Source organism: Flavobacterium aquidurense (assembly GCF_001404985.1).
Classification (GTDB): Bacteria; Bacteroidota; Bacteroidia; order Flavobacteriales; family Flavobacteriaceae; genus Flavobacterium; species Flavobacterium aquidurense_B.
On sequence record NZ_JRLF01000010.1, the window covers coordinates 15,522 to 38,240 of the forward strand.

Genomic DNA, 22,719 nt, shown 5'->3' on the forward strand with positions numbered 1-22,719 from the left:
AAAAATGTTATCATCTGTACTAATTTTGTGATGTACAAAAAAACAACTTTTGAAGTGATTATGAAATTGAGAAATATAAATACCACAAAATCAATAGAATTGTACATTCCGGATGTAAGTTCAGAAGTAAAGCTGCCTTTTTTTGATGTTGGTATTAGCGCAGGTTTTCCTTCGCCTGCTGATGATTTTATCGAATTATCAATTGATCTCAATAAAGAATTCATCAAGCATAAATATACTACTTATTTTGCCAGGGTAAAAGGACATTCTATGAAAAACGTTGGTATTAACGATGGTGATTTATTGATTATTGATAAAAGCCTGGAACCGCAAAACAATAAAATTGCTGTTTGCCAAATTGATGGTGAATTTACTGTAAAGCGTATCAGAATAGAAAAAGACATTATCTGGCTTATTGCCGAAAATGAAGATTATCAGCCTATAAAAGTAACTCCTGAAAATAATTTTGTGATTTGGGGAATTGTGATTCATTGTATTAAATCTTTTTAAATTAATTATCACCCTGATCGAAGTTGAGGCCTTTATACGATGAAGCCCTTCGACTTCGCTCACGGCAACGAAATAAGAAATAAAAAAACACGTTTAGAAATGTTTGCTTTAGTCGATTGTAACAATTTTTATGCTTCTTGTCAAAGAGTATTTGATCCACGTTTAAGAGGAAAACCTATCGTTATTCTCTCTAATAATGATGGCTGCGTTATTTCGCGCTCTGATGAAGCCAGAGCTCTGGGTGTACCAATGGCAATTCCTGCGTTTAAATATGAATCTATTTTTAAAGAAAAAAACATTTTTGTTTATTCTTCTAATTATCCGCTATACGGCGATATGAGCAATCGGGTAATGAACCTGCTTCAAACTTATACTCCCGAAATCGAAATTTACAGTATTGATGAAGCTTTCCTGAAATTTTCAGGTTATGATTTATTTGATCTGAATACGCTGGGCTTAAAAATGCGGAAAGAAGTAACACAAGGAACTGGTATTCCCGTAAGTATAGGGTTTGCACCCACCAAAGCCTTGGCTAAAGTGGCGAATAAAATTGCCCGAAAATTTGCAGATCGCACACAAGGTGTTTATTGTATTGACTCTGAAGAAAAAAGAATTAAAGCATTAAAATGGACTAAAATTGAAGATGTCTGGGGAATTGGAAGAAAACACGCCAAACGCCTTAAATTAAAAAAAATCAACACAGCTTATGAATTTACCCAGTTTCCGGATGCCTGGGTAAGAAAAGAAATGTCTGTAGTTGGTCTTCGATTAAAACATGAATTAGAAGGAAAACCAACTTTGGAATTAGAAGATGCCACAGATCGAAAAATGATTGCTACTACAAGATCTTTCGAAAAAAAGTATACCACTTATGAAGAAATTTCAGAACGAATCAGCACGTTTACAGCTTCCTGTGCCGAAAAATTAAGACGTCAGAATTGCCATTGTAATATGGTGACGGTTTTTATACAAACTAGCTTTTTAAAAAATGAAGAAACTCGCTATTCACGAAGTATCACTATTACTACTGATTTTCCAACTAATTCGACAATAGAACTTAATGAGGCCGCGCAAAAAGGATTTAAAGCTATTTTTAAAAAAGGATATCGCTATAAAAAAGCTGGTGTAATTGTAATGGGATTAACGCCAAATAGTGAAACGCAGCTTAATTTATTCGAAACTTCAAATCCTAAACATAAGCCTTTAATGAGTGCGATTGATAAAATGAACCAAAGCTATGGTAATAATAAAGTCAAATTCGGCGTGCAGTCATTGGGACGGCAATGGAAAATGAAACAAGACAGATTATCTCCCAAGTTTTCTACTTTACTGACAGATATTATTACGGTTAAAGTTTAAAATGTTATTTTAAAAAACAACAGAAAAACAATCGATTTCACGTTATATAAATAAGATGAAAAAGCAAGAATATGCCATAGTAGATATCGAAACCACCGGTGGTAACGCCAGTGGCAGCCGCATTACCGAAATTGCGATCATCATTCATGACGGAGAAAACGTGATTGATCGTTATGAAACGCTTGTGAATCCGGAAAAAGAAATACCAATTTCGATTTTTGCCTTAACCGGAATTAATAATGAAATGGTAGCTAATGCGCCAATCTTCGATGACATTTCGGATAAAGTTCTGGAAATGCTTACTGATCGTATTTTCGTAGCACACAATGTCAACTTTGATTATTCATTCGTTCGCCATCAACTCGAACAAACAGGTTTTAAATGGACTGCAAGAAAATTGTGTACCGTTCGCGCAGCTAGAAAAATCAGACCCGGTTTAGGATCATATAGTTTAGGAAATCTATGCAACTCATTAGATATATCTTTAGAAAACAGACATCGTGCCGGCGGAGATGCTGATGCTACGGCTATATTATTTTCACGATTGCTCGAATGGGACGATGAAGGTCATATCGAAAAAATGATCAAAAATACAGCACAAGATCAGCGTTTACCGCCTAACCTTCCGCCAGAAGATTTTAATAATTTACCCGAAAAACCAGGTGTATATTATTTTTATAATGAGGTAAAAAAAGTAATCTATGTCGGGAAAGCGGTTAATATAAAAAAACGTGTTGCTTCTCATTTTAGCGGACATAAGATTAATCCGCAAAGACAGCATTTCTTACGGGATATTTATTCGATTTCTTTTGAAGTTTGTGGCAACGAATTAATGGCTCTTTTATTAGAATGTACTGAAATCAAACATCTTTGGCCAACTTATAACAGAGCATTAAAACGATTTGAACCAAAATTTGGATTATATGAATATGAAGCCCGCAACGGATACAAATATCTGGCAATTGGCAAACTCAATAAATTTCAGTCATGTATTGAGCATTTTAGTAGTTTACATGAAGCAACAAACATACTGAGGGGTCTGGCAGAACGATTTGAAATTGATTATAGATTTTGCAAATATTCAAAACCTCAGGAAGGAGAAATATTTCAAAATAAAGATATAACAGATTTGCCGGAGGTTTCGCTTCACAATGAACAAGTCGACAATGCGATTGATTTTTTAGTAAACAACAGACCTACTTTTGCCATTATAGAAAAAGGAAGAACAGCACATGAAAGAAGCTGTATCTGGATAGAAAATGGCCATTTTTATGGTATGGGGTATATTCCGTTAGATGTTGCGATTACTGATCCTTTAGAAATAAAGAATTATGCTACGCCTTATAAAAGCAATCAATATATTGTGCAGCTGATTTTTGCGTATGCAGAAAAAAATCCACGTAAAGTATTCTTTAACAAACAGTTTCTGAAATAAGAACATGAATTTGTGTAAATATAAAGGCGTAAAAAGCTGTAAATTTAATGCTCCAACTAATTAAATCTACTATGAAAATAGCAACTTATAACGTAAACGGAGTCAACGGACGATTAAATGTTTTATTGAAATGGCTTGAAGAAGCTGCTCCTGATATTGTGTGTCTGCAGGAATTAAAAGCGCCACAGGATAAATTTCCAATTAAAGAAATTAATGATGCCGGCTACAATGCCATTTGGCACGGACAAAAACAATGGAATGGCGTTGCGATTCTGGCCCGTAATATGGATATTGAGGAAGTAACCCGTGTTCTTCCGGGAGATGACGACGATGTTCAAAGTCGTTATATCGAAGCTTTGATTAATGGAATTGTAGTTGCATGCCTTTATTTACCAAATGGAAATCCTGCTCCTGGACCAAAATTAGAATATAAACTAAAATGGTTTGAACGTTTAGCTGATCGGGCACAAACACTTTTGAGTTTAAAAGTTCCGGTAATATTGGTTGGAGATTATAATGTGATGCCAACAGAACTAGATGTTTATAAACCTGAAAAATGGGTAAATGATGCCCTTTTTTTACCCGAAGTCAGAACAGCTTTTAGAGATATTGTCTCACAGGGATGGACAGATGCAATTCGAAAATTATATCCTAATGAGAAAATTTACACTTTTTGGGATTATTTCAGAAAGGCTTATGAGCGGGATGCAGGCCTTAGAATTGACCATTTTTTACTAAGTCCGCAATTAGCAAAAAAACTGCTCTCCGGAGGAGTTGACCGCCATGTGCGGGGATGGGAAAAAACAAGCGACCATGCTCCGGTATGGATTGAAATTGACACAAAATAATCGAACAATGACACTATTTAGCGATACTGAATTATTTGCCACAGGTTTAGCAGGAAAGAAAGTATTTGACCTGCCTGATGCAGAACTTATTTTGATCGATAATTTCTTCACGAAAGAAGAATCTGATCGCTTTTACGAAAGGATACTCCACAAGACCAAATGGAGAGAATATGAAATGGAAATTTATGATAAAACCTATACTGTGCCCCGAATGATTTCCTGGTATGAAGACAAGGATAATCCAGGAGCAGACCAAAACGGACCTGACTGGACTTATGAATTATTAACTATTAGGAGCCGTGTAGAAAAAGAAACACAGCTTGATTTTAATAGTCTCCTCTTAAATTTATACCGAGATGGAAATGATGGCGTTGGCTGGCACAGTGACAAAGAACACAATACAGGACCAAACCAGATTATTGCTTCGGTGACTTTTGGCGAAACCAGAATGTTCAAACTCCGTCATAAATTTCGAAAAGAAATTCCGCAAGTAGAGATTCCTTTACATCATGGATCTTTTTTATTAATGGCAGGAACAACCAATAGTTTTTGGCAACATCAGGTTCCTAAAACAGCTAAAAATGTATTGCCAAGAATAAATTTAACCTTTAGAAGAACTAAACGAAGTGAATGATTATAAAGCACTCAAAATGAGTTTTTTTTGACGAGGAAACGACGAGGAAAATTCCTCCTCTAAAAGTTAAAATACTCAGTACATGAACCTTTTATTAGGCAGACCTTATCTTTTTTACTACTTTTGCAACCTTTTTTTATATATAAATTACCACAATGGCTTACTCCAACAATGATTTATTGCGTTTTTTAGATGCGCAAAACAAACTTTATCTTACTGCTTTTTCTGAAATCAAAAAAGGAAAAAAAGAGACACACTGGATGTGGTTCATTTTTCCTCAGATTAAAGGATTAGGTCAGAGTGATACTGCAAATTATTACGCCATTAACGATCTAAAAGAAGCAACGGATTTTCTTGAACATCCTATTTTGGGAAAACATCTTATCGAAATTTCAGAATTGTTTTTGACTTTTAAAAGAAAATCAGCAGATGGAATTTTAGGCGATTTAGACGCACGTAAATTACGTTCTTCCATGACGTTGTTTTCTTTGGTAGACAATACAAATCCAATATTTCAGGAAGTATTAGAAGCCTTTTTCTCTGGAGAATCTGATCCATCAACTTTGTCTATTATTAATTCATCTATAAAATCTTCTCTTGAGACTGAAATGGCATAATTACCATTAAAAATTCATTAGATTATTACATTTAAAGACACTATATTTTTGCTATTGCAAATTGTAGTGTTTTTTTTTTAGGCCACAGATTTGGCGGATTAAACGGGTTTACACCGATTTTTTATTACTCAAAATGGAATACAAAAAATGCCTTGCTAAAACAAGGCATTTTTTATATCTAAAAAGAACTTGCAACGTTAAAAAAAAGAAAACCTGCGTAAACCCGTTTAATCCGTAAAACCCGCGGGCAAATTTACCTCTTTAAACTTTGAACCTTTGTCCCTTTTATTCTCCTTTTGGTTTCGTTAAATAATATACTGGAATTCCCGTTAACATAATCAAAACTCCCCAACCACAAGTCGAAAATTTTGTGATTAATAACGAAATACAAACTGCTGTTGCAATAATGATGTATAACATTGGTAAAAAAGGATATCCAAATGCTTTATAAGGTCTTTCTGCATCTGGCATTTTTTTGCGTAAGATAAAAATTCCGTAGATCGTTAAAATATAGAAAATCAAAACAATGATAATTACAAAATCCAGCAAATCACCATATTTTCCTGTCAGACATAAAGCCGAAGCCCAAATACATTGTGCCCAAAGTGCCCATGCAGGAACACTTGATTTATTTAAAATAGCTGCTTTTTTAAAAAAAAGACCATCGTTTGCCATTGTATAATAAACTCTTGCACCAGCCATAATAAGTCCGTTATTGCAGGCAAAAGTCGAAATCATAATCATAATGGCAATAATCAAAGTTCCAATATCGCCAAAAATATATTGCGAGGCTACAACCGCTACTCTATCAGATTTTGCAGTTGCAATTTCGTCTAACGGAACAACCGCTAAATACATTAAATTAGTAAGAACATAAATTATAGTCACAATAAAAGTTCCCAAGAACAAACTGAAACCAACGTTTCTTTTTGGATTTTTAATTTCTCCTGCAATAAAAGTCACACCATTCCAGGCATCACTGGAAAATAACGATCCAACCATTGCGGCCGAAATTCCCGTAATCAAAGCTGTTCCGCTAATAGGCAGCCATGATCCTGTATCTTTATTAAACGAACGTGTTGTCCAGGCATCTGTCCAGTTAGCATCCCAAACCGAAGCTTTTGCTGCCAGAGTTAGTCCAAAGACGATTAATCCCAGTAACGACAAAATTTTGATAATAGTTAAAACAGTTTGCAGAATTTTTCCGTTTTTAACCCCGCGGCTATTGATAAAAGTTAGTAAAACAATCGTTAATATTGAAACAATCTGAGCCGCGTTGAGTTTAAAAGATCCTAACTCATACACTATATTTTCATCGCTCAATGGTTCATAAAGATAAGCTGCAAACTTCGAAAAAGCGACACCAACAGCGGCGATCGTTCCAGTTTGAATTACAGCAAAAAAACTCCAACCATATAAAAAAGCAATTAACTTGTTATAAGCTTCTTTCAGGTAAACATATTGCCCTCCGGCTTTTGGAAACATCGCACTCAGTTCGCCATAACTTACAGCGGCAATAATGGTAATTAATCCGGAGATCAGCCAAATTAAAGTTAGCCATCCTGCAGAACCTACTTGTCTGGCGATATCAGCACTCACGATAAATATCCCTGATCCAATCATAGAACCAACCACAAGCATGGTTCCGTCTAATAATCCGAGTTCTCTTTTAAAATTTTCCTGGTCTTTTTCTTGCATGGTTTGTTTTTTTTGGTTGGCTAAAGATATACTTTTTTCTGAAATTTTAGATTTTAGATTGTTGATTTTAGATTCTTATTAAAAGCCTTATTATAAATGATCATATTACTAAATCAATGAGTATTTTTTAATCCTAAAATTGTCAAATTCCAAAATCTAAAAATAAATCACACATGTCATTCCGGGTCGTTCCTAAGCTTCTGGATCGGCTATATCTTTTGTTCCGCTTCTCCCATAAAAAGAATACCGACTCTATCCCTCACGAATTCTGGTTTAATTAGAAAAAAATTAATTCTAAAACTCAAAAAAATATTCTATAGTTTAGCAATAATGAAGTTGAAGAATGCAGACAACAATTTACACAAAAATCAAATTGAATTACTTTTATGTATCAAATGTCCAAAAAAGAAGAAATAATCAATAAGGTTGCTCAAGATAAATTAGACTTTAATCTTGGAATACAGCTTTTGGCAGAAGATTTGGAATATGATTTCGAAGAGCTTTTTATGACTTTAAAAAATTACATATTCAACGCTATTCCTGAGAAAATCTATTATAATACAGAAAATTATCAAAAATCTATTAATACAATTCCTTTAAAACCAACCTACACTCCAATTGTAATTTTAAAACATTTTCCAACACGAATTGCTTTTTCTAAATTAGCCAAACTTCCTCAAAATGAAAATATAAAAGTTATAACCTCATTACTTTGGATTTTTAAGGTAATAGATACAGAAAGAAGAAATACTGAATGTAAGAATGGCTGTGGACATTTTTGGCATTCCTTACAATAAATGGAAAACTTATTTTAATAATTTTCTGAAGTTATAATCTTAAGAGTTGAAACTTTTTTTATTATCTAATTAAGATGAACTTTTCATGCAGAATTGTTAAACAAAAAAAGCAACTTATTCTAAGATTTTTTGACTTCTATAATTTTTCATTTTTAAATTAATCTTTACTTATTTACATTTTCAAAGTGTTTTTAAGAAATCAGAATATAAAAGCAAATAACACATTATCAGCAATTTAAACCTAAAACTTATTTAAAAATAAATTTAATAAGAAAAAATAAACAAGCTGTCGAAGCGTATCTTTTTTTTATTAAATTTGGGATAAGTGTTCATCAGTCTTAAAAAAACAAACATTTTATTAACAATTGTTTACTTTTAAACCCTGTTAAATTAGCTAAACCCCTAAGCTTATTTTACAGAAAGACACGTTCAGACAAGCACTCTTACCAGACAGAGAAAATTATTAACCTACAAATCTAAAGTTATGTCTAAGAGTTCGTTTTTTAGAAACATACGTTTCCCAAATGTTTTCATTCTTTTGCTTATTGTATTTATTTCTTGTGCTTTGCTTATTTGTATCAACTTCTTTACTATAAAAATATTATCTGCGAACAGAGCATATGTCAATGGAGAATCACATTATTCGAAAGGACAAAAAGACGCCTCCAGACATCTTATTACGTATCTCTATACAAAAGACCCAAACCAATGGAAATTATATCTTGAAGAATTAAAGGTTCCTCAAGGAGATGGTATTGCCCGAAAAACACTTCTAAAAGCAGGCGATAATAAAATAGCACGAGAAGGATTTTTAATTGGGAGAAACCATAGAGATGATTTAGATGATCTTGTTTGGTTATTTGTGAATTTTCAGCAAGTTTCTTTTTTGTCAAAAGCTATTAATGAATGGGGACAGGGAGACGAGCTCATTTTTAAGTTATTTATTGTTGGCCAACAAATTAATGCCGAGATAAATCATAATCTTTTAACTCCGGCAAGTCAGCAAATTTATTTAAAGCAAATTAGTTCGATCAGCGATAAACTTACTATCAACGAACGTAATTTCTCAAATACACTGGGCGAAGGAACCCGCAAAATCAAAAACCTCTTAATCATTACCAATATTGTATTCATTTTAATAATTGTATTAAGTGTGTGTTCTTATTATTCGATAATGGTAAAACGATTACTTGTTTCTAAAAAAGAAATTGAGATTAAAAATGAGAATCTGGTTATTGTTAATCGCGAGTTAGATCGATTTGTATATAGTGCATCACATGATTTGAGATCACCAATAACGTCATTAAAAGGTTTAATAGAAATCACTCAATTAGAAGATGATATCGACCAGATTAAAAATTATTTAGGACTGATGCACAAAAGTCTGACAAAACAGGATCAATTTATAATTGATATTATTGATTACTCAAAAAACAAACGAAAACAAGTTGTAACGGAACCTGTAAGCCTGCAAGAATTATTTGACGAAGCGATCTCACAATTAATGCATATTGAAAATGCCAGCAGAATAACTTTTACAAAAGAATTGCTGGTAGATGAAATCCAAAGCGATGGATTACGACTACAAATCATAATTTCTAATTTACTCTCAAATGCCATAAAATATGCGGATATCAATAAACAGGAAATGTTTATTAGTGTCAAAACATACTTCATTGATGGCTGCAATAAAATTGAAGTAACAGATAACGGAATTGGAATCAAAGAGGAATTCAAGGATAATATTTTTGAAATGTACTTTGGGACAAATAAAAACAAAGGTTCCGGATTAGGACTATACATCGTAAAAGAAGCTGTAGAAAATATAAAGGGTAATATTTCTGTATTCTCTGAAAGTACTATTGGAAGCAGTTTCATCGTAACAATACCAAACTAATATGCAACTTAAACCTGTATTCCTTGTAATTGAAGACAATTTAATTGATCAGCTTGTAATTACTCAATTATTAAAAAAAGTACTTGAGATCGATCAAATAATAATCGTTAATAATGGTAAAGAAGGTATTGACTGGCTTAAGACTCAAAAAATGACTCCATCATTAATTATTTTATTAGACATACAAATGCCACTAATGAATGGTTTTGAATTTCTGGATGAGTTTCACAAATTAAGTAAAGAAACGAAGAAAGAAACTCAGATTTATGTGCTGTCATCAACTTTAGATCATGATGAACTGGAACATATTGATAAAAATGATTATGTGACTGGATTTTTAAACAAACCTTTTCCGATTGAAGAGTTTAAAAGAAAATTTAAATCACTTAACAGTTAAATTATTACTGCAGAATTCGATTTACCTGAGAAAAGGTTCTCTGATAATAAGGCTCTTTAGTAGAAGAAATCATTACACCTCCATGAGTTGAGGAATGTACAAATTTAATTTCCCCATCTGCCACTTCTACCACCATACCTACATGGTTAATTTGACGTCTTCCATTAGTTTTAAAGAAAATCAGATCTCCTTTTTGAGCTTCTTCAGTACCAACTTTGGTTCCTATTCTGGATTGCTCAATAGAACTTCTTGGTAATTTAATATCAAAATTATTAAAAGTACAAATCATTAATCCTGAACAATCAAAACCAGCTTTTGTAGTTCCGCCCGATCGATAGCGAGTTCCAATATTTTCAGTTGCATTAACAATTAATTGATTCACTAAATCTGAATGATTACTTATTCGGAACACTGTAGTAGTGTCTTTTTTAATTTCTGAATTATCAGCGACTTGAGATGGCTGCGCTAAACTATCATTAATTTGTGGAGTTATTATTGCCGCCGCATCTGCTTTTTCTTTTGAAGTACGAATTTTCAGCACATAACCAACGGGTAATTTGCCTTTAATAAATGGATTTTGTTTTTCAAGTTCAGCAACCGTTAATCCATATCTCTTTGCAATTGCGTATTTAGTTTCTTTTGGCTGTACCTCAACAACTACTTCGACATTTTCTGAGGATACAATTTCGGGCTTTATTTCGTCAGTTTTACTTATATTCTCTGAAGTAACAACTGCTTTTTCAGCAATCTGAGTTTGAGAAGCGACAGAAGCATCTTTAATTTGCTGATCAGCTTTTTCTTTTGAAGTTCTAATTTTTAAAAGATAACCAACAGGCAATTTACCTTTAATAAATGGATTTTGCTTTTCCAATTCGGCTACCGTTATTCCGTATTTTTTCGCAATAAGATATTTTGTTTCTTTAGGCTTTACTTCAACTACAACCTCAACATCTGTTGAAGAAATTAGTTCCGGTTTTTCTTTATTCTGATTTTTTGTTACACTTTCAGCTGATGCGATTGCATTGGAAGGAATATTAAGCTTCTGTCCTATTTTTAAGCCTTCGCTTTCTAATGTGGGATTTGCTTTTTTTAATTCATCAACAGAGATATTATATTTCTTTGAAATTGCCCAAAGGCTTTCTTTTTCCTGTACTTCGTGTAAACCTGAATTTGAAATTGTTGTAGAAGCTGGAGTTGTATTGGCAAGAATTTCAGTTTTTTTGGTAATACCCTTTTTATTATTATTTGGGATTAATAAGACTGAATTTAGTTTTAAAACTTTAGGTGCATCGGGATTAGCGTCTTCAATATCTTTCGCTTTTACACCATATTTTTTAGCAATTACAGTAAGGTTCTCTCCTTTTGATATTTTGTGCCTGATAAACTTCTCCTGAGAAAAAACACCAACACTAAAAAAAAACAATACTATAATTAATCTAAAAACCATACCTGTTAAATTTAATTAATACTCTCTTAAGTTTAAATAATATAACTTTAAGCCTAAATAATATAACTTGAGAAAAAGCAAATATATTATGTAAAAAGCGAATTTAACTTTTTAATGTAAAAGATACACGTTTTTTAACAACTAATTTACCTCTAATTAACCCTATCAAGAAAAAAACAGAGCCAACACTTTGAAAATAGGTCTTTTAAAACTAATGTAGTATTTTTAGCAGAAAAAAAATTTTAAACCAAAACAGCGTGAAAAAACTAGCTTTAATTTTGATTATTTGTCCATTATTATCAATTGCTCAAAATATAAGTGGAACTATAGTTTCTCAAAATACTAATCTTCCGGTTGAAAACACAAATATACTTGCATTGTCAAGCAAAATTGGAACAATAACAAATGAAAACGGAAAATTCTCTTTACAACTTCTTCCAAAATATAATGATGATGAAGTATTAGAGTTCTCTCATATTGGTTACTTTACAACTAAAATTTCTTTAACAGATTTAAAAAAACTAGACTATAAAGTTTTACTAAAAGAAGACATTCAAAATTTATCAGGACTAACTATTTCGGCTAATCAGAAATTGAAGTTAAAATCGAAACTTGCATTTAATAAATTAGCTCCCTTAAAAAATCCGATTTTTGCATTTAGCTCATTTTTAAATGATGATAAAATTTATGTTATAGGCGGAAATGCTACTTTTGAAGCAGATGCCTGGGAAAAAATTCGATATGAAAAACCCGATTTCACTATGAAAGATTACTTAGATGAAGTCCGCCGTAATGCTACTTTTGAATACTACAAAGGAGACTTTTCTATTTATGACATTAAAACAGACACCTGGAATAATTTAGATTTAAAACTAAAAAAAAGAGCTTATCATAATATTCATTATTACAAAAATTCGATATATATTATAGGAGGAAAAAGAATTTCCCTAAATGGAAAGTTTGAATATTTACAAGATCAAATTGAAGTTTTAGATCTTGACAAACAAATCATTAAAACCGACAATACAAATCCTCACCAAGCAGCTAATTTCGCCTCTTTTATTTATAATGATACTATTATTACAATAGGCGGTTCTGTAAAAATGAACGAAAGCGGTAAAAAAGATTTCACTAATAAAGTGCATTTGTATAACATTACTTCAGGGTATTGGTACGAACTTGCGAATATGCCAACAGCAAAAGAAACCACAGGGATTCTAATAAAGGACAAGATTTATCTTATTGGAGGGTATAACGGAAAACCAGTATCTCAAATAGAAAGTTTCAATCTAATAACGGAAAAATGGCAAACTGAAGGTGAATTATTTTTAGGATTAGAAAGACCTGCCATAACGTATCATAACGAAATAATTTATTTTTTTGAGGATAGAAAAATGTATGCTTATGATTTAAGATCAAAACAATTAAAAGAATATGAAATTGAGCTAGGCCTGAAATATTCAACTATGCATTTCAATAATAACAAGTTATATATTTTAGGAGGACGTAGTGAAAATTATTATTCTAAAACACCTTCTGCAAATGCTTTTAGTATTGATATTGAAGAATTTGAAACTACAAAACCCAGCAAGATTAAAACTTTGTCATCAGAAATAAATCTGGATACAATTCGTGGATAGTTTTTTAAAAAAAAATCATAAAAAAAAGCCCTGTTTTCACAGAGCTTTTTTATTATAATTAAGCTTTCAAAGATTAAGCTTTTCCAGCTGCAATTAAATTCAATGCTGAACCTGCAACAAACCAGCCAATCTGACCAGCGTTGTAAGTATGGTTTGCCAAAATAAGATCTTTAGAACCATTTGAATGAACGAATTCTAACGTTAATGGTTTTCCGGGAGCAAATTCCGTTAAATCAGTAAAGTTAATGGTATCGTCTTCCTGAATTTTATCGTAATCAGCTTCGTTAGCGAATGTTAATCCTAAAAGTCCTTGTTTTTTAAGGTTTGTTTCGTGAATACGGGCAAACGATTTTACCAATACGGCTTTAACACCTAAGAAACGTGGCTCCATTGCAGCATGCTCACGAGATGAACCTTCACCATAATTGTGATCTCCCACAACGATAGACGGAACTCCAGCCGCTTTATAAGCACGCGCTACAGCAGGAACTGCATCGTAAGTTCCAGTTAATTGATTTTTAACTGAGTTTGTTTTTTGGTTGAATGCATTTACAGCGCCAATCAACATATTGTTTGAAATATTATCTAAGTGTCCGCGGAAGCGTAACCATGGTCCAGCCATAGAGATATGATCCGTAGTACATTTACCAAATGCTTTGATTAATAATTTTGCACCTGTTATATTTTTACCATCCCAAGCATCAAACGGAGCTAATAATTGTAAACGTTCAGATGTTGGACTTACCACAACCTGAACTCCTGACCCATCTTCAGCTGGAACCTGGAATCCCGGATCTTTTACATCAAAGCCTTTAGGAGGCAATTCGTCTCCTGTTGGAGCTTCAAGCCTTACTTCTTCTCCATCTTCGTTAATTAACGTATCTGTTAAAGGGTTAAAACCAAGATCTCCTGCAATAGCCATTGCGGTAACCAATTCAGGAGAACCTACGAAAGCCAAAGTGTTTGGGTTACCATCTGCACGTTTTGAGAAATTACGGTTGAAAGAGTGAACGATTGTGTTTCTTTCTTCTTTCTCTGCTCCATCTCTGTCCCACATACCAATACATGGTCCGCAGGCATTTGCAAAAACGGTTGCTCCAATTTTTTCGAAAGTATCGATAAATCCGTCTCTTTCAATAGTATAACGAACAACCTCTGAACCTGGAGTAATGGTGAATTGAGATTTAGTTTTTAAGTTTTTAGCACTTACTTGTCTTGCTAAAGAAGCTGCACGTGCAATATCTTCATAAGAAGAGTTTGTACAAGAACCTATTAAACCAACCTGAATTTGTAATGGCCAGTTATTTTTGATTGCCGCTTCTTTCATTTTAGAAATTGGAGTCGCTAAATCCGGAGTGAAAGGTCCGTTTAAGTGTGGCTCTAATTCTGTTAAGTTGATTTCGATAACCTGATCAAAATATTGTTCCGGGTTAGCATAAACTTCCGGATCTCCGGTTAAGTAAGAAGCTACTTTGTCTGCAGCATCAGCAACATCGGCTCTGTTTGTAGAACGCAGGTAACGACTCATCGAATCATCATAACCAAAAGTTGAAGTTGTAGCTCCAATCTCTGCACCCATATTACAAATAGTTCCTTTTCCTGTACAAGACATAGAAGTTGCACCTTCTCCAAAATATTCAACGATAGCACCCGTTCCACCTTTTACAGTAAGAATACCGGCAACTTTAAGAATAACATCTTTAGGAGCCGTCCATCCTGATAATTTACCAGTTAGCTTTACTCCAATTAATTTAGGGAATTTAAGTTCCCAGGCCATACCAGACATAACGTCTACAGCATCAGCTCCACCAACACCTATAGCTACCATTCCTAAACCACCTGCATTTACAGTATGAGAATCAGTACCAATCATCATTCCTCCCGGGAAAGCATAATTTTCAAGTACAACCTGGTGAATAATTCCTGCTCCCGGTTTCCAGAAACCAATTCCGTATTTATTCGAAACTGATGACAAGAAGTCGAAAACTTCATTACTTTGAGTTTTTGCTCTGGCCAAATCAGTTGCAGCATCTACTTTTGCCTGAATCAAGTGATCACAGTGAACCGTTGTTGGTACTGCTACCTTCGCTTTTCCGGCGTGCATAAATTGCAATAATGCCATTTGAGCAGTTGCATCCTGACATGCCACACGATCCGGTGCAAAATCAACATAATCTACTCCTCTGCCAAACGCCTGAGTTGGATTTCCGTCCCAAAGGTGATTGTATAAAATTTTCTCCGTTAAGGTAAGTGGACGACCAACGATCTCGCGTGCTTTATCAACACGACCCGGCATGTTCTCATACACTTTTTTAATCATTTCAATATCAAAAGCCATAAGTATAATTGTTTTTGTTTTATTTTAATTTGAACATCACAAGTTACAAATAATTGAGGAGCTGGAAAAGAAAAAGCCCGAGTTTATCGCTCGGGCTTTTAATATATAATGATTATAACTTATCGTATGTATTACATCACTAATTGTTTGCTTGAAGGCGCAAATTTAGTCAAACTAATACCTTCTACTGCAGCTGTATACTCATCCATAGTAGGAGTTCTTCCTAAAATTGTAGACAAAACTACTACTGGTGTTGAAGAAAGTAATGATTCTCCTTTTTTACCTTCAGTATCTTCTACGACTCTTCCCTGGAACAAACGTGTAGAAGTTGCCATTACAGTATCTCCTTTTGCCGCTTTTTCCTGATTCCCCATACAAAGGTTACATCCAGGACGTTCTAAATACAACATGTTTTCATATTCTGTACGTGCTGCACCTTTAGGAGCATTATCGTCGAATTCGAAACCTGAGTATTTCTGTAAAACTTCCCAGTCTCCTTCAGCTTTAAGTTCATCTACGATGTTGTAAGTTGGCGGCGCTACTACAAGCGGCGCTTTAAACTCAACTTTACCATGTAAATCTTCTATATTTTTAAGCATTTGAGCAAGGATTTTCATATCTCCTTTGTGAACCATACAAGAACCGATAAATCCAAGATCTACTTTTTTCACTCCTCCATAAAAAGACAAAGGTCTGATGGTATCGTGCGTGTATCTTTTAGAAACGTCAACATTATTAACGTCCGGATCGGCAATCATTGGTTCTACAATTTGATCCAAATCAACTACTACTTCAGCATAATATTTAGCATTTGCATCTGGAGTTAAGGCTGGTTTTTCAGCTGATTTAATTTCAGAAATTCTCTTATCTGCTTTGTTGATTAATCCTTGAAGAACTTGTTTGTGATTATCCATCCCTTTGTCGATCATAATCTGGATTCTTCCTTTTGCAATCTCCAGTGACTCAATCAAAGTATCATCTTCAGAAATACAGATAGAAGCTTTTGCTTTCATTTCTGCTGTCCAATCCGTAAAGGTAAATGCCTGGTCAGCAGTAAGAGTTCCAAGATGAACTTCAATAATTCTTCCCTGGAATACGTTTTCTCCACCAAATTTCTTAAGCATTTGAGATTGTGTTGAATGCACTACATCACGGAAGTCCATATAACCTTTCATTTCTCCAATAAATGTCACTTTTACAGATTCCGGAATTGGCATTGAAGCTTCACCTGTAGCAAGTGCAAGAGCAACTGTTCCTGAGTCAGCACCAAAAGCAACACCTTTTGACATTCTTGTATGAGAGTCACCACCAATAATGATCGCCCATTCATCTATTGTAATATCATTAAGAACTTTGTGAATTACATCTGTCATTGAATGGTAAATGGCTTTCGGGTCACGAGCCGTGATTAATCCGAAATCATTCATAAATTTCATCAGTTTAGGAATATTTGCCTGAGCTTTTTTATCCCATACCGAAGCTGTATGACAACCAGATTGGTAAGCACCGTCAACGATTGGCGAAATAACTGTAGCAGCCATAGACTCCAATTCCTGAGCAGTCATAAGACCAGTCGTGTCTTGTGAACCTACAATATTTACTTCTACACGAACATCTGAACCTGCGTGTAACACTTTACCCGGAGCTATACCAACAGCATTTTTGTTGAAGATTTTTTCTACTGCTGTAAGACCTTGTCCTTCAATAGAAATTTCTTTTGATGGAGCAAATACAAGAGGAGCTTCAATATCCAGCACTTTTGCCGCTAATGTCTGAAGTTTTTTACCAAATACAATTGCATATGATCCTCCAGCTTTTATAAATTCCATTTTCTGAGGCGTAAATGCCTTAGAAATGTCAATTAATTCTTTGTCACCATTATAAAGCTTTTTCGTTTTGGTGTTTATTGTTAATACAGTACCTGTAGCAACAGAGTAAGCTTCTTCTAAAACAGGCTCATTGTTCTCATTGCGGATAATATCACCATTTTCATCAAGCTTTTTCACCCAGTTTTTAAGGTCTAAACCAATACCACCTGTAACGTCAACAGTTGTTAGGAAAATAGGAGAAATTCCATTTGTTCCAGCAACGATTGGAGCAATATTAATAAATGGAACATACGGACTTGCTTGTTTACCTGTCCAAAGAGCCACGTTGTTTACACCTGACATTCTTGACGAACCTACTCCCATTGTACCTTTCTCAGCAATCAGCATTACGCTTGCGTCAGGATACTGAGCTTGCAGCATTTTGATTTCGTCTTGCGCCTGAGGCGTAATCATGCATTTTCCATGAAGTTCACGGTCAGAACGTGAGTGAGCCTGATTACCAGGAGAAAGCAAATCTGTAGAAATGTCTCCTTCACCAGCGATATATGTAACTACTTTAATTTCTTCAACAACTTCTGGCAGTGAAGTAAAAAACTCTGCCTTTGCGTAACTTTCAAGAATCTCTCTTGCGATTGGACTGTCATTTTTAAACGCTTCTTTTAGACGGTCTGTGTCTGCCTCATAAAGGTAAACTTGCGACTTAAGAACATTTGCCGCTTCTTTTGCAATAGCAGCATCATTACCAAGTGCTAGATCCAGTAGTACTTCAATTGAAGGCCCACCTTTCATGTGTGATAATAATTCAAAAGCAAAAGCAGGGGTTATCTCTTTTACTAAGGATTCACCAAGAATGATTTCCTTTAAGAATTTGGCTTTAAGACCAGCAGCACTAGTGGTCCCGGGCACAACATTATAAATAAAAAACTTAAGAGAATCTTCTCTGTATTCGTTATTCAAATCTTTAATTTGTTCAATGATATCGCTTAATAATTCAGCGCCATCAATTGGTTTCGGGTGAAGCCCTTGACCTTTTCGTTCTTCAATCTCTTGGATGTAATCCTGATAAATATTCATAATAAAAGTCTTTTCTAGGTATTTTATTTTTTTGTACGCAAATTTACATATTAAAGCCGACAATTAAAAAAAATATAATAGAAGTAGGCTTTTCAAAAATTATTATTGTTAAAAAACGATTTTGACTGCTTGTTTTTGCCAAAACATCAATTTTGTATTAAAAAAATGAATTATTGATATTTTAAGATCTTTTCTTTAACAAAGTCGGAATTGATTGTTAAAAAGGAAGTGAGATTTTACCCCGTTTTTAGCTAAGAATCTTTCTAAATTAAAATTTACAACGTTATAGTTGTCAAATTATATGTCTTTATCACTTCACAATATTAACTAAGCCCTATTAGTTAATTTTAAAATTCTGAATAAAAAAAATGAAATAAAAAACTTCTAATTCTAATTTTCTTATAACTTTGCAATTCAAAGTACTTTAAAAAAAATATAACTATGAGACACAAATTAGAATTATCAGAATATTATACTCAAAAAACCGGAGTCCTAACTAGTTTAATTGTAACACTGATTAGCAGTCTTTTCTTAATTGTTTCTCTTGTCTGCAAAGAGTACCTTTTGCACGATTTTGAACCAATTGCTTTATTAAGCCTGATATTTGAATTTGTGTATGGAGTTGGACTTTCTTTTTTAATACTTAGAAAAAAAGAAACTTATATCCATTTAACGCCTTTTTTAATTTTGAACTGGCTTATTGGGTGTTTCTGCTTAAATACTTTTATTACTGTTTTTCATGATCTTCCGGTATGGGTATATTTAGCAACTCTGGCATTTTGCCTTTCTAATTTTTTTATCTACAGAAATTTATCCGAATACAAAAACACTTCTATTGCCTTTTTTATAAATGGCTTGTCGTTTTCAATCATCTTATATTTTGCGATGTACCTGATTCCTATTATGCCTTTCTCTTTTATGGCAATTTTAGCTTTAGGATTAGGTTTCTATGGATTGGTTCCCGCACTTGTGCTTATTATCCATATCGCAACAATTATTCGATACTTAAACAGAGATAAAATTTATGCTATTTCTTTTAGTGGAGGTTTTTTAGCGGTATTAATTAGTATAATTTTCTTTACGGCAGGATTAAGTATTGAAAGCCGTAAAATAGCGCAATCTGCTACATTAAATTCATTTGATCAAAATAACGATCTTCCTGACTATATCTCTATTTCTCAGAATTTAAAGCCTAATTTTTTCAATGAAATTTTACTTAAAAAAGATATCGTTTACATTCCGCTACATGATATATTTACTTTTGGCACATTTGATTCCTTTGGTAATAAACAATATAATGAGCGTAAAATCCATAATCCGATTATATCTATTGCTTATTTGTTTTGTAAAGATCTTAACCTGACAAATGATGATAAAATAAACATTTTAAAATCAAACTTTGATAAACGATTAGAAACTGAAGAGCAATTATGGAGTGGTGAAGATTTATTTACCAAAAGCATCAAAGAAGATGTAAAACTATATCCCGATACACGTTTAGCCTATACCGAAATTACAATGAAAATTGCCTGTACAGAAGATTCATGGCGTGATCAGGAAGCTATTTATTCTTTTCAGCTTCCTGAAGGTTCAGTCGCGACATCACTCTCATTATGGGTTAATGGTACAGAAAGAAAAGGTGTTCTGACTACGAAAGAAAAAGCGAAAGCAGCATATAAACAAATTGTTGGAGTAGAATACCGCGATCCGTCCTTAATGCAATGGAAAGAAGGAAACAAAGTCGTAGTCAGAGTTTTTCCCATTAATTACAAAACTCCAAGAATCTTTAAATGTGGATTTACGACTCCATTAAAAGTAGAAGATAACCAAATGAAATATCAGTGCCTTTCGATAAAAGGCCCGAACATTTCGAATGCTGAAACGATATCAAGAATCCAGACCGTTGGAAATACAAACATAGAAACCAGTAAGGATTTTGAACTTAATAAGGGTTACTATATTAATCAATCGAAAGGATTAGATGATTGGCAGGCTTATATGCCTTTATCAAAAACCCTACAATCAAATTCATTTGCATGGAAAGGTAAAACCTATGAAGTTGAAAATATTCAGAAAACAGCTATACCGTTTACACCTTCAGAAATTATATTAGATTTAAACAGTAGCTGGACTACTAAACAAATAGAATCTTTTGCAGACTTAAACAAAAAGAACTTATTTGTCATTATTAATGGCAAAAAGAAAGAAATCAATAGAGACAATTTTAAAGCTATAGCATTAGAATTTGAGGATCTGCATTATTCGTTATTACCTCTTTATGCAATAACACAAAACAGTTTGATCATAACCAAAAATGGTACGTTTTCGGCCAATTTTGAAGAACTGGGAGATTCTAATTATTTAAAGAGAATAAGAACAGAAACAAAGAACAGAAATTTAAAAGTAATTAATATTTCATCTGATATCAATCCGTTTTGGCAAACTATTAAGGAGCAAAAATATGTAGATTATTTTCAAACCAGTTTAAAAAACAGTTTGGAACTCATCCATAAAAATCAGTTTATTTTATTTAAAACAGAGAAAAATACGGTCAATATTGAACCTGCTAATATTTCTATTAAGGAAAGCCCGCAAGACACCACGTTAAAAAGTAAAGGACCAGATCATATTTACAGAATGTATGCTTTTGGAAAAGTTCTTGAAGAACAAGTTAAAATTCAAAATGACACTTTAGCAAATAATCAATATGTCGAATTAGCAAAAGATGCTAATATCGTAACTCCAATCTCTTCTTTAATTGTTCTTGAAACTGATGAAGATTATAAAAATAACGGAATTGAGAAAAACGTCGACACGCTGGGAAATGCTTCTGTAGGCAATGACGGATCTGTTCCTGAACCACATGAATGGATCTTAATTATTCTTGGATCGGCAATTCTTTTCTTTTACTACAGAAAAAACAAAAAGCAAGTTATTTAATGAAACTTATATTTCAATATAGAAACGCAATTGTACTATTGATTCTGGTTTGCTTACTGGTTATAAATTCTAATATCGTTTTATCCGGTCTTGACAGCAATCTTTTCGGAATTGTATTTTCAATAATACTATTTCTTATAGGGGGCAGAAAAACTTCATTTAATATGAATTACCCCCTTTTAGGAATAATTTTTCTCTTAGAATTTATAAGCTTTCGTTTGCATACCAAATCTTTGCATTTTTTAGCTTTAGCTTTATTTGCCTGTTTCGTATATTATACTATTACAGGAAAATTTTCATTCATTGCCTTTATCTGTATCTTTTTATTTTCTTCTATATTTAATACCTTTTTTGAGTATTTAACTGTCGAAATTAAACAGACACTTTGCTATGGCGTATACTTAGTTTTAAAAAACAGTATTCCGATTACCAAAATTGAAGGTGTAAATTTTTATATCAATAATGCGAAGATTACAATTGATACTGCATGCATGGGATTATCCATGTTTAAAACAGGATTACTTATTGGCGCTTTTTTACTGACTTTAGAAGAACGTAAACAACATACATATTTCAATGTAAAACAAATTTTCCTGTTTTGTTTTATGGTGATTTTATTAAATATTATTTCGAATTATTTCAGAATCGTAATTTTAATTTTATTCGATTGCACAGACGAAAACGCTTTACATTATAGTATTGGTATGCTTTGTTTTATCTTTTATCAAATTATACCAATGCTGTTTTTAGTACGTTTTTTTAAACCAAAACAGCAAGAAATACCAAATCAAACTTCTAATAAATTTATCTTCTTTCCTGTAATCATAGCATTTTCAATAATATTAGCAACTAGTTTAGAAATTAAAAAAGAATTGAAACATGATTTACTCGAAAATCTAAATACCGTTTATAATATTAAGAGTGGAATCTGGATTAATTCTGAAGTTTTTAAAATTGCAACTCCGGAAAAACTTATTTATATAAAAATTCCATCTCACAATCCTTTGATTTGCTGGACTGGAAATGGATATAAAATAATAGAATCAAAAGTGATCAAAAAAAACAATGAAGAAATATGTTTTGTCAGAATGGAGAAAAACAAGATTCAATATTATTCCTATTGGTGGTACGAATGTGATCATAAAAAATACACTTCGCTTGTTGAAATTCTTTTAATAAAACTTTTTTACAATAAATCTGTTCGCTTAATCAACGAAACCAGTAATAGAGAGTTAATATAAAAAAAGCCTGATACAAAT

16 protein-coding genes are annotated in these 22,719 nt (G+C 33.0%); 12 read left to right on the forward strand and 4 right to left on the reverse strand.

Annotated elements, in window-relative coordinates:
• Positions 1–60: 60 nt before the first annotated feature.
• From RC62_RS08610 to RC62_RS08635, 6 genes are all read left to right on the forward strand, one after another.
• Complete coding sequence (locus tag RC62_RS08610) at positions 61–510, forward strand: LexA family protein (protein WP_157472469.1); 450 nt, start codon at positions 61–63, stop codon at positions 508–510.
• A 39-nt stretch (positions 511–549) separates the two neighbouring features.
• Positions 550–1,869, forward strand: a complete 1,320-nt coding sequence (locus tag RC62_RS08615; RefSeq protein WP_082421252.1) for a Y-family DNA polymerase — start codon at positions 550–552, stop codon at positions 1,867–1,869.
• 55 nt (positions 1,870–1,924) lie between these two features.
• Positions 1,925–3,304, forward strand: a complete 1,380-nt coding sequence (locus tag RC62_RS08620; protein WP_055094577.1) for an exonuclease domain-containing protein — start codon at positions 1,925–1,927, stop codon at positions 3,302–3,304.
• Between the two features lie 71 nt (positions 3,305–3,375).
• The gene (xth, locus tag RC62_RS08625) at positions 3,376–4,152 is read left to right on the forward strand and encodes an exodeoxyribonuclease III (RefSeq protein ID WP_055094579.1); all 777 of its coding nucleotides are present in this window, start codon (positions 3,376–3,378) and stop codon (positions 4,150–4,152) included.
• Between the two features lie 7 nt (positions 4,153–4,159).
• A complete protein-coding gene (locus RC62_RS08630) occupies positions 4,160–4,786 on the forward strand; it encodes an alpha-ketoglutarate-dependent dioxygenase AlkB family protein (protein WP_055094581.1) in 627 nt (208 codons plus the stop codon).
• 155 nt (positions 4,787–4,941) lie between these two features.
• Positions 4,942–5,403, forward strand: a complete 462-nt coding sequence (locus RC62_RS08635; RefSeq protein WP_055094583.1) for a DUF1810 domain-containing protein — start codon at positions 4,942–4,944, stop codon at positions 5,401–5,403.
• A 285-nt stretch (positions 5,404–5,688) separates the two neighbouring features.
• On the opposite strand, the gene RC62_RS08640 is transcribed toward RC62_RS08635, so the two are convergent.
• Positions 5,689–7,101 carry an APC family permease gene (locus RC62_RS08640; RefSeq protein WP_055094586.1) on the reverse strand — a complete coding sequence of 471 codons (1,413 nt, stop codon included), beginning with the start codon at positions 7,099–7,101 and terminating at the stop codon, positions 5,689–5,691.
• 395 nt (positions 7,102–7,496) lie between these two features.
• On the opposite strand from RC62_RS08640, the gene RC62_RS08645 reads away from it, so the two are divergent.
• The 3 genes from RC62_RS08645 to RC62_RS08655 all read left to right on the forward strand — a co-directional run bounded on the left by RC62_RS08645 (position 7,497) and on the right by RC62_RS08655 (position 10,192).
• Positions 7,497–7,898 carry a DUF5958 family protein gene (locus tag RC62_RS08645; protein WP_157472439.1) on the forward strand — a complete coding sequence of 134 codons (402 nt, stop codon included), beginning with the start codon at positions 7,497–7,499 and terminating at the stop codon, positions 7,896–7,898.
• A 484-nt stretch (positions 7,899–8,382) separates the two neighbouring features.
• On the forward strand, positions 8,383–9,795 hold the full coding sequence (locus tag RC62_RS08650) for a sensor histidine kinase (protein WP_055094590.1): 1,413 nt from the start codon (positions 8,383–8,385) through the stop codon (positions 9,793–9,795).
• A gap of 1 nt (position 9,796) precedes the next feature.
• The gene (locus RC62_RS08655; RefSeq protein ID WP_055094592.1) at positions 9,797–10,192 is read left to right on the forward strand and encodes a response regulator; all 396 of its coding nucleotides are present in this window, start codon (positions 9,797–9,799) and stop codon (positions 10,190–10,192) included.
• Between the two features lie 4 nt (positions 10,193–10,196).
• Here the strand turns inward: RC62_RS08655 and RC62_RS22735 are convergent, their stop codons facing one another.
• Positions 10,197–11,639 carry a peptidoglycan endopeptidase gene (locus tag RC62_RS22735; RefSeq protein WP_082421253.1) on the reverse strand — a complete coding sequence of 481 codons (1,443 nt, stop codon included), beginning with the start codon at positions 11,637–11,639 and terminating at the stop codon, positions 10,197–10,199.
• Between the two features lie 257 nt (positions 11,640–11,896).
• On the opposite strand from RC62_RS22735, the gene RC62_RS08665 reads away from it, so the two are divergent.
• Complete coding sequence (locus RC62_RS08665; protein ID WP_055094594.1) at positions 11,897–13,279, forward strand: carboxypeptidase-like regulatory domain-containing protein; 1,383 nt, start codon at positions 11,897–11,899, stop codon at positions 13,277–13,279.
• 73 nt (positions 13,280–13,352) lie between these two features.
• Here the strand turns inward: RC62_RS08665 and RC62_RS08670 are convergent, their stop codons facing one another.
• A complete protein-coding gene (locus tag RC62_RS08670; protein WP_055094596.1) occupies positions 13,353–15,617 on the reverse strand; it encodes an aconitate hydratase in 2,265 nt (754 codons plus the stop codon).
• Positions 15,618–15,748: 131 nt separating this feature from the next.
• Complete coding sequence (locus tag RC62_RS08675) at positions 15,749–18,520, reverse strand: bifunctional aconitate hydratase 2/2-methylisocitrate dehydratase (protein ID WP_055095162.1); 2,772 nt, start codon at positions 18,518–18,520, stop codon at positions 15,749–15,751.
• 441 nt (positions 18,521–18,961) lie between these two features.
• Here RC62_RS08675 and RC62_RS08680 point away from each other — a divergent pair, with 441 nt between their 5' ends.
• Together RC62_RS08680 and xrtN are read left to right on the forward strand one after the other, a co-directional pair.
• Positions 18,962–21,460 carry an XrtN system VIT domain-containing protein gene (locus RC62_RS08680; protein ID WP_055094598.1) on the forward strand — a complete coding sequence of 833 codons (2,499 nt, stop codon included), beginning with the start codon at positions 18,962–18,964 and terminating at the stop codon, positions 21,458–21,460.
• Complete coding sequence (xrtN, locus tag RC62_RS08685; RefSeq protein ID WP_167343851.1) at positions 21,460–22,701, forward strand: exosortase N; 1,242 nt, start codon at positions 21,460–21,462, stop codon at positions 22,699–22,701. The genes RC62_RS08680 and xrtN overlap by 1 nt, the downstream gene beginning before the upstream one ends.
• The last annotated feature ends 18 nt before the right edge of the window (positions 22,702–22,719 follow it).

Excerpts from the sequence above, each read along its gene's own strand:
- RC62_RS08610 (WP_157472469.1), top strand. The coding sequence starts at position 61 with ATGAAATTGAGAAATATAAATACCACAAAATCAATAGAATTGTACATT.
- RC62_RS08615 (WP_082421252.1), top strand. The coding sequence starts at position 550 with ATGAAGCCCTTCGACTTCGCTCACGGCAACGAAATAAGAAATAAAAAA.
- RC62_RS08620 (WP_055094577.1), top strand. The coding sequence starts at position 1,925 with ATGAAAAAGCAAGAATATGCCATAGTAGATATCGAAACCACCGGTGGT.
- xth (WP_055094579.1), top strand. The coding sequence starts at position 3,376 with ATGAAAATAGCAACTTATAACGTAAACGGAGTCAACGGACGATTAAAT.
- RC62_RS08630 (WP_055094581.1), top strand. The coding sequence starts at position 4,160 with ATGACACTATTTAGCGATACTGAATTATTTGCCACAGGTTTAGCAGGA.
- RC62_RS08635 (WP_055094583.1), top strand. The coding sequence starts at position 4,942 with ATGGCTTACTCCAACAATGATTTATTGCGTTTTTTAGATGCGCAAAAC.
- RC62_RS08640 (WP_055094586.1), bottom strand. The coding sequence starts at position 7,101 with ATGCAAGAAAAAGACCAGGAAAATTTTAAAAGAGAACTCGGATTATTA.
- RC62_RS08645 (WP_157472439.1), top strand. The coding sequence starts at position 7,497 with ATGTCCAAAAAAGAAGAAATAATCAATAAGGTTGCTCAAGATAAATTA.
- RC62_RS08650 (WP_055094590.1), top strand. The coding sequence starts at position 8,383 with ATGTCTAAGAGTTCGTTTTTTAGAAACATACGTTTCCCAAATGTTTTC.
- RC62_RS08655 (WP_055094592.1), top strand. The coding sequence starts at position 9,797 with ATGCAACTTAAACCTGTATTCCTTGTAATTGAAGACAATTTAATTGAT.
- RC62_RS22735 (WP_082421253.1), bottom strand. The coding sequence starts at position 11,639 with ATGGTTTTTAGATTAATTATAGTATTGTTTTTTTTTAGTGTTGGTGTT.
- RC62_RS08670 (WP_055094596.1), bottom strand. The coding sequence starts at position 15,617 with ATGGCTTTTGATATTGAAATGATTAAAAAAGTGTATGAGAACATGCCG.
- RC62_RS08675 (WP_055095162.1), bottom strand. The coding sequence starts at position 18,520 with ATGAATATTTATCAGGATTACATCCAAGAGATTGAAGAACGAAAAGGT.
- RC62_RS08680 (WP_055094598.1), top strand. The coding sequence starts at position 18,962 with ATGAGACACAAATTAGAATTATCAGAATATTATACTCAAAAAACCGGA.
- xrtN (WP_167343851.1), top strand. The coding sequence starts at position 21,460 with ATGAAACTTATATTTCAATATAGAAACGCAATTGTACTATTGATTCTG.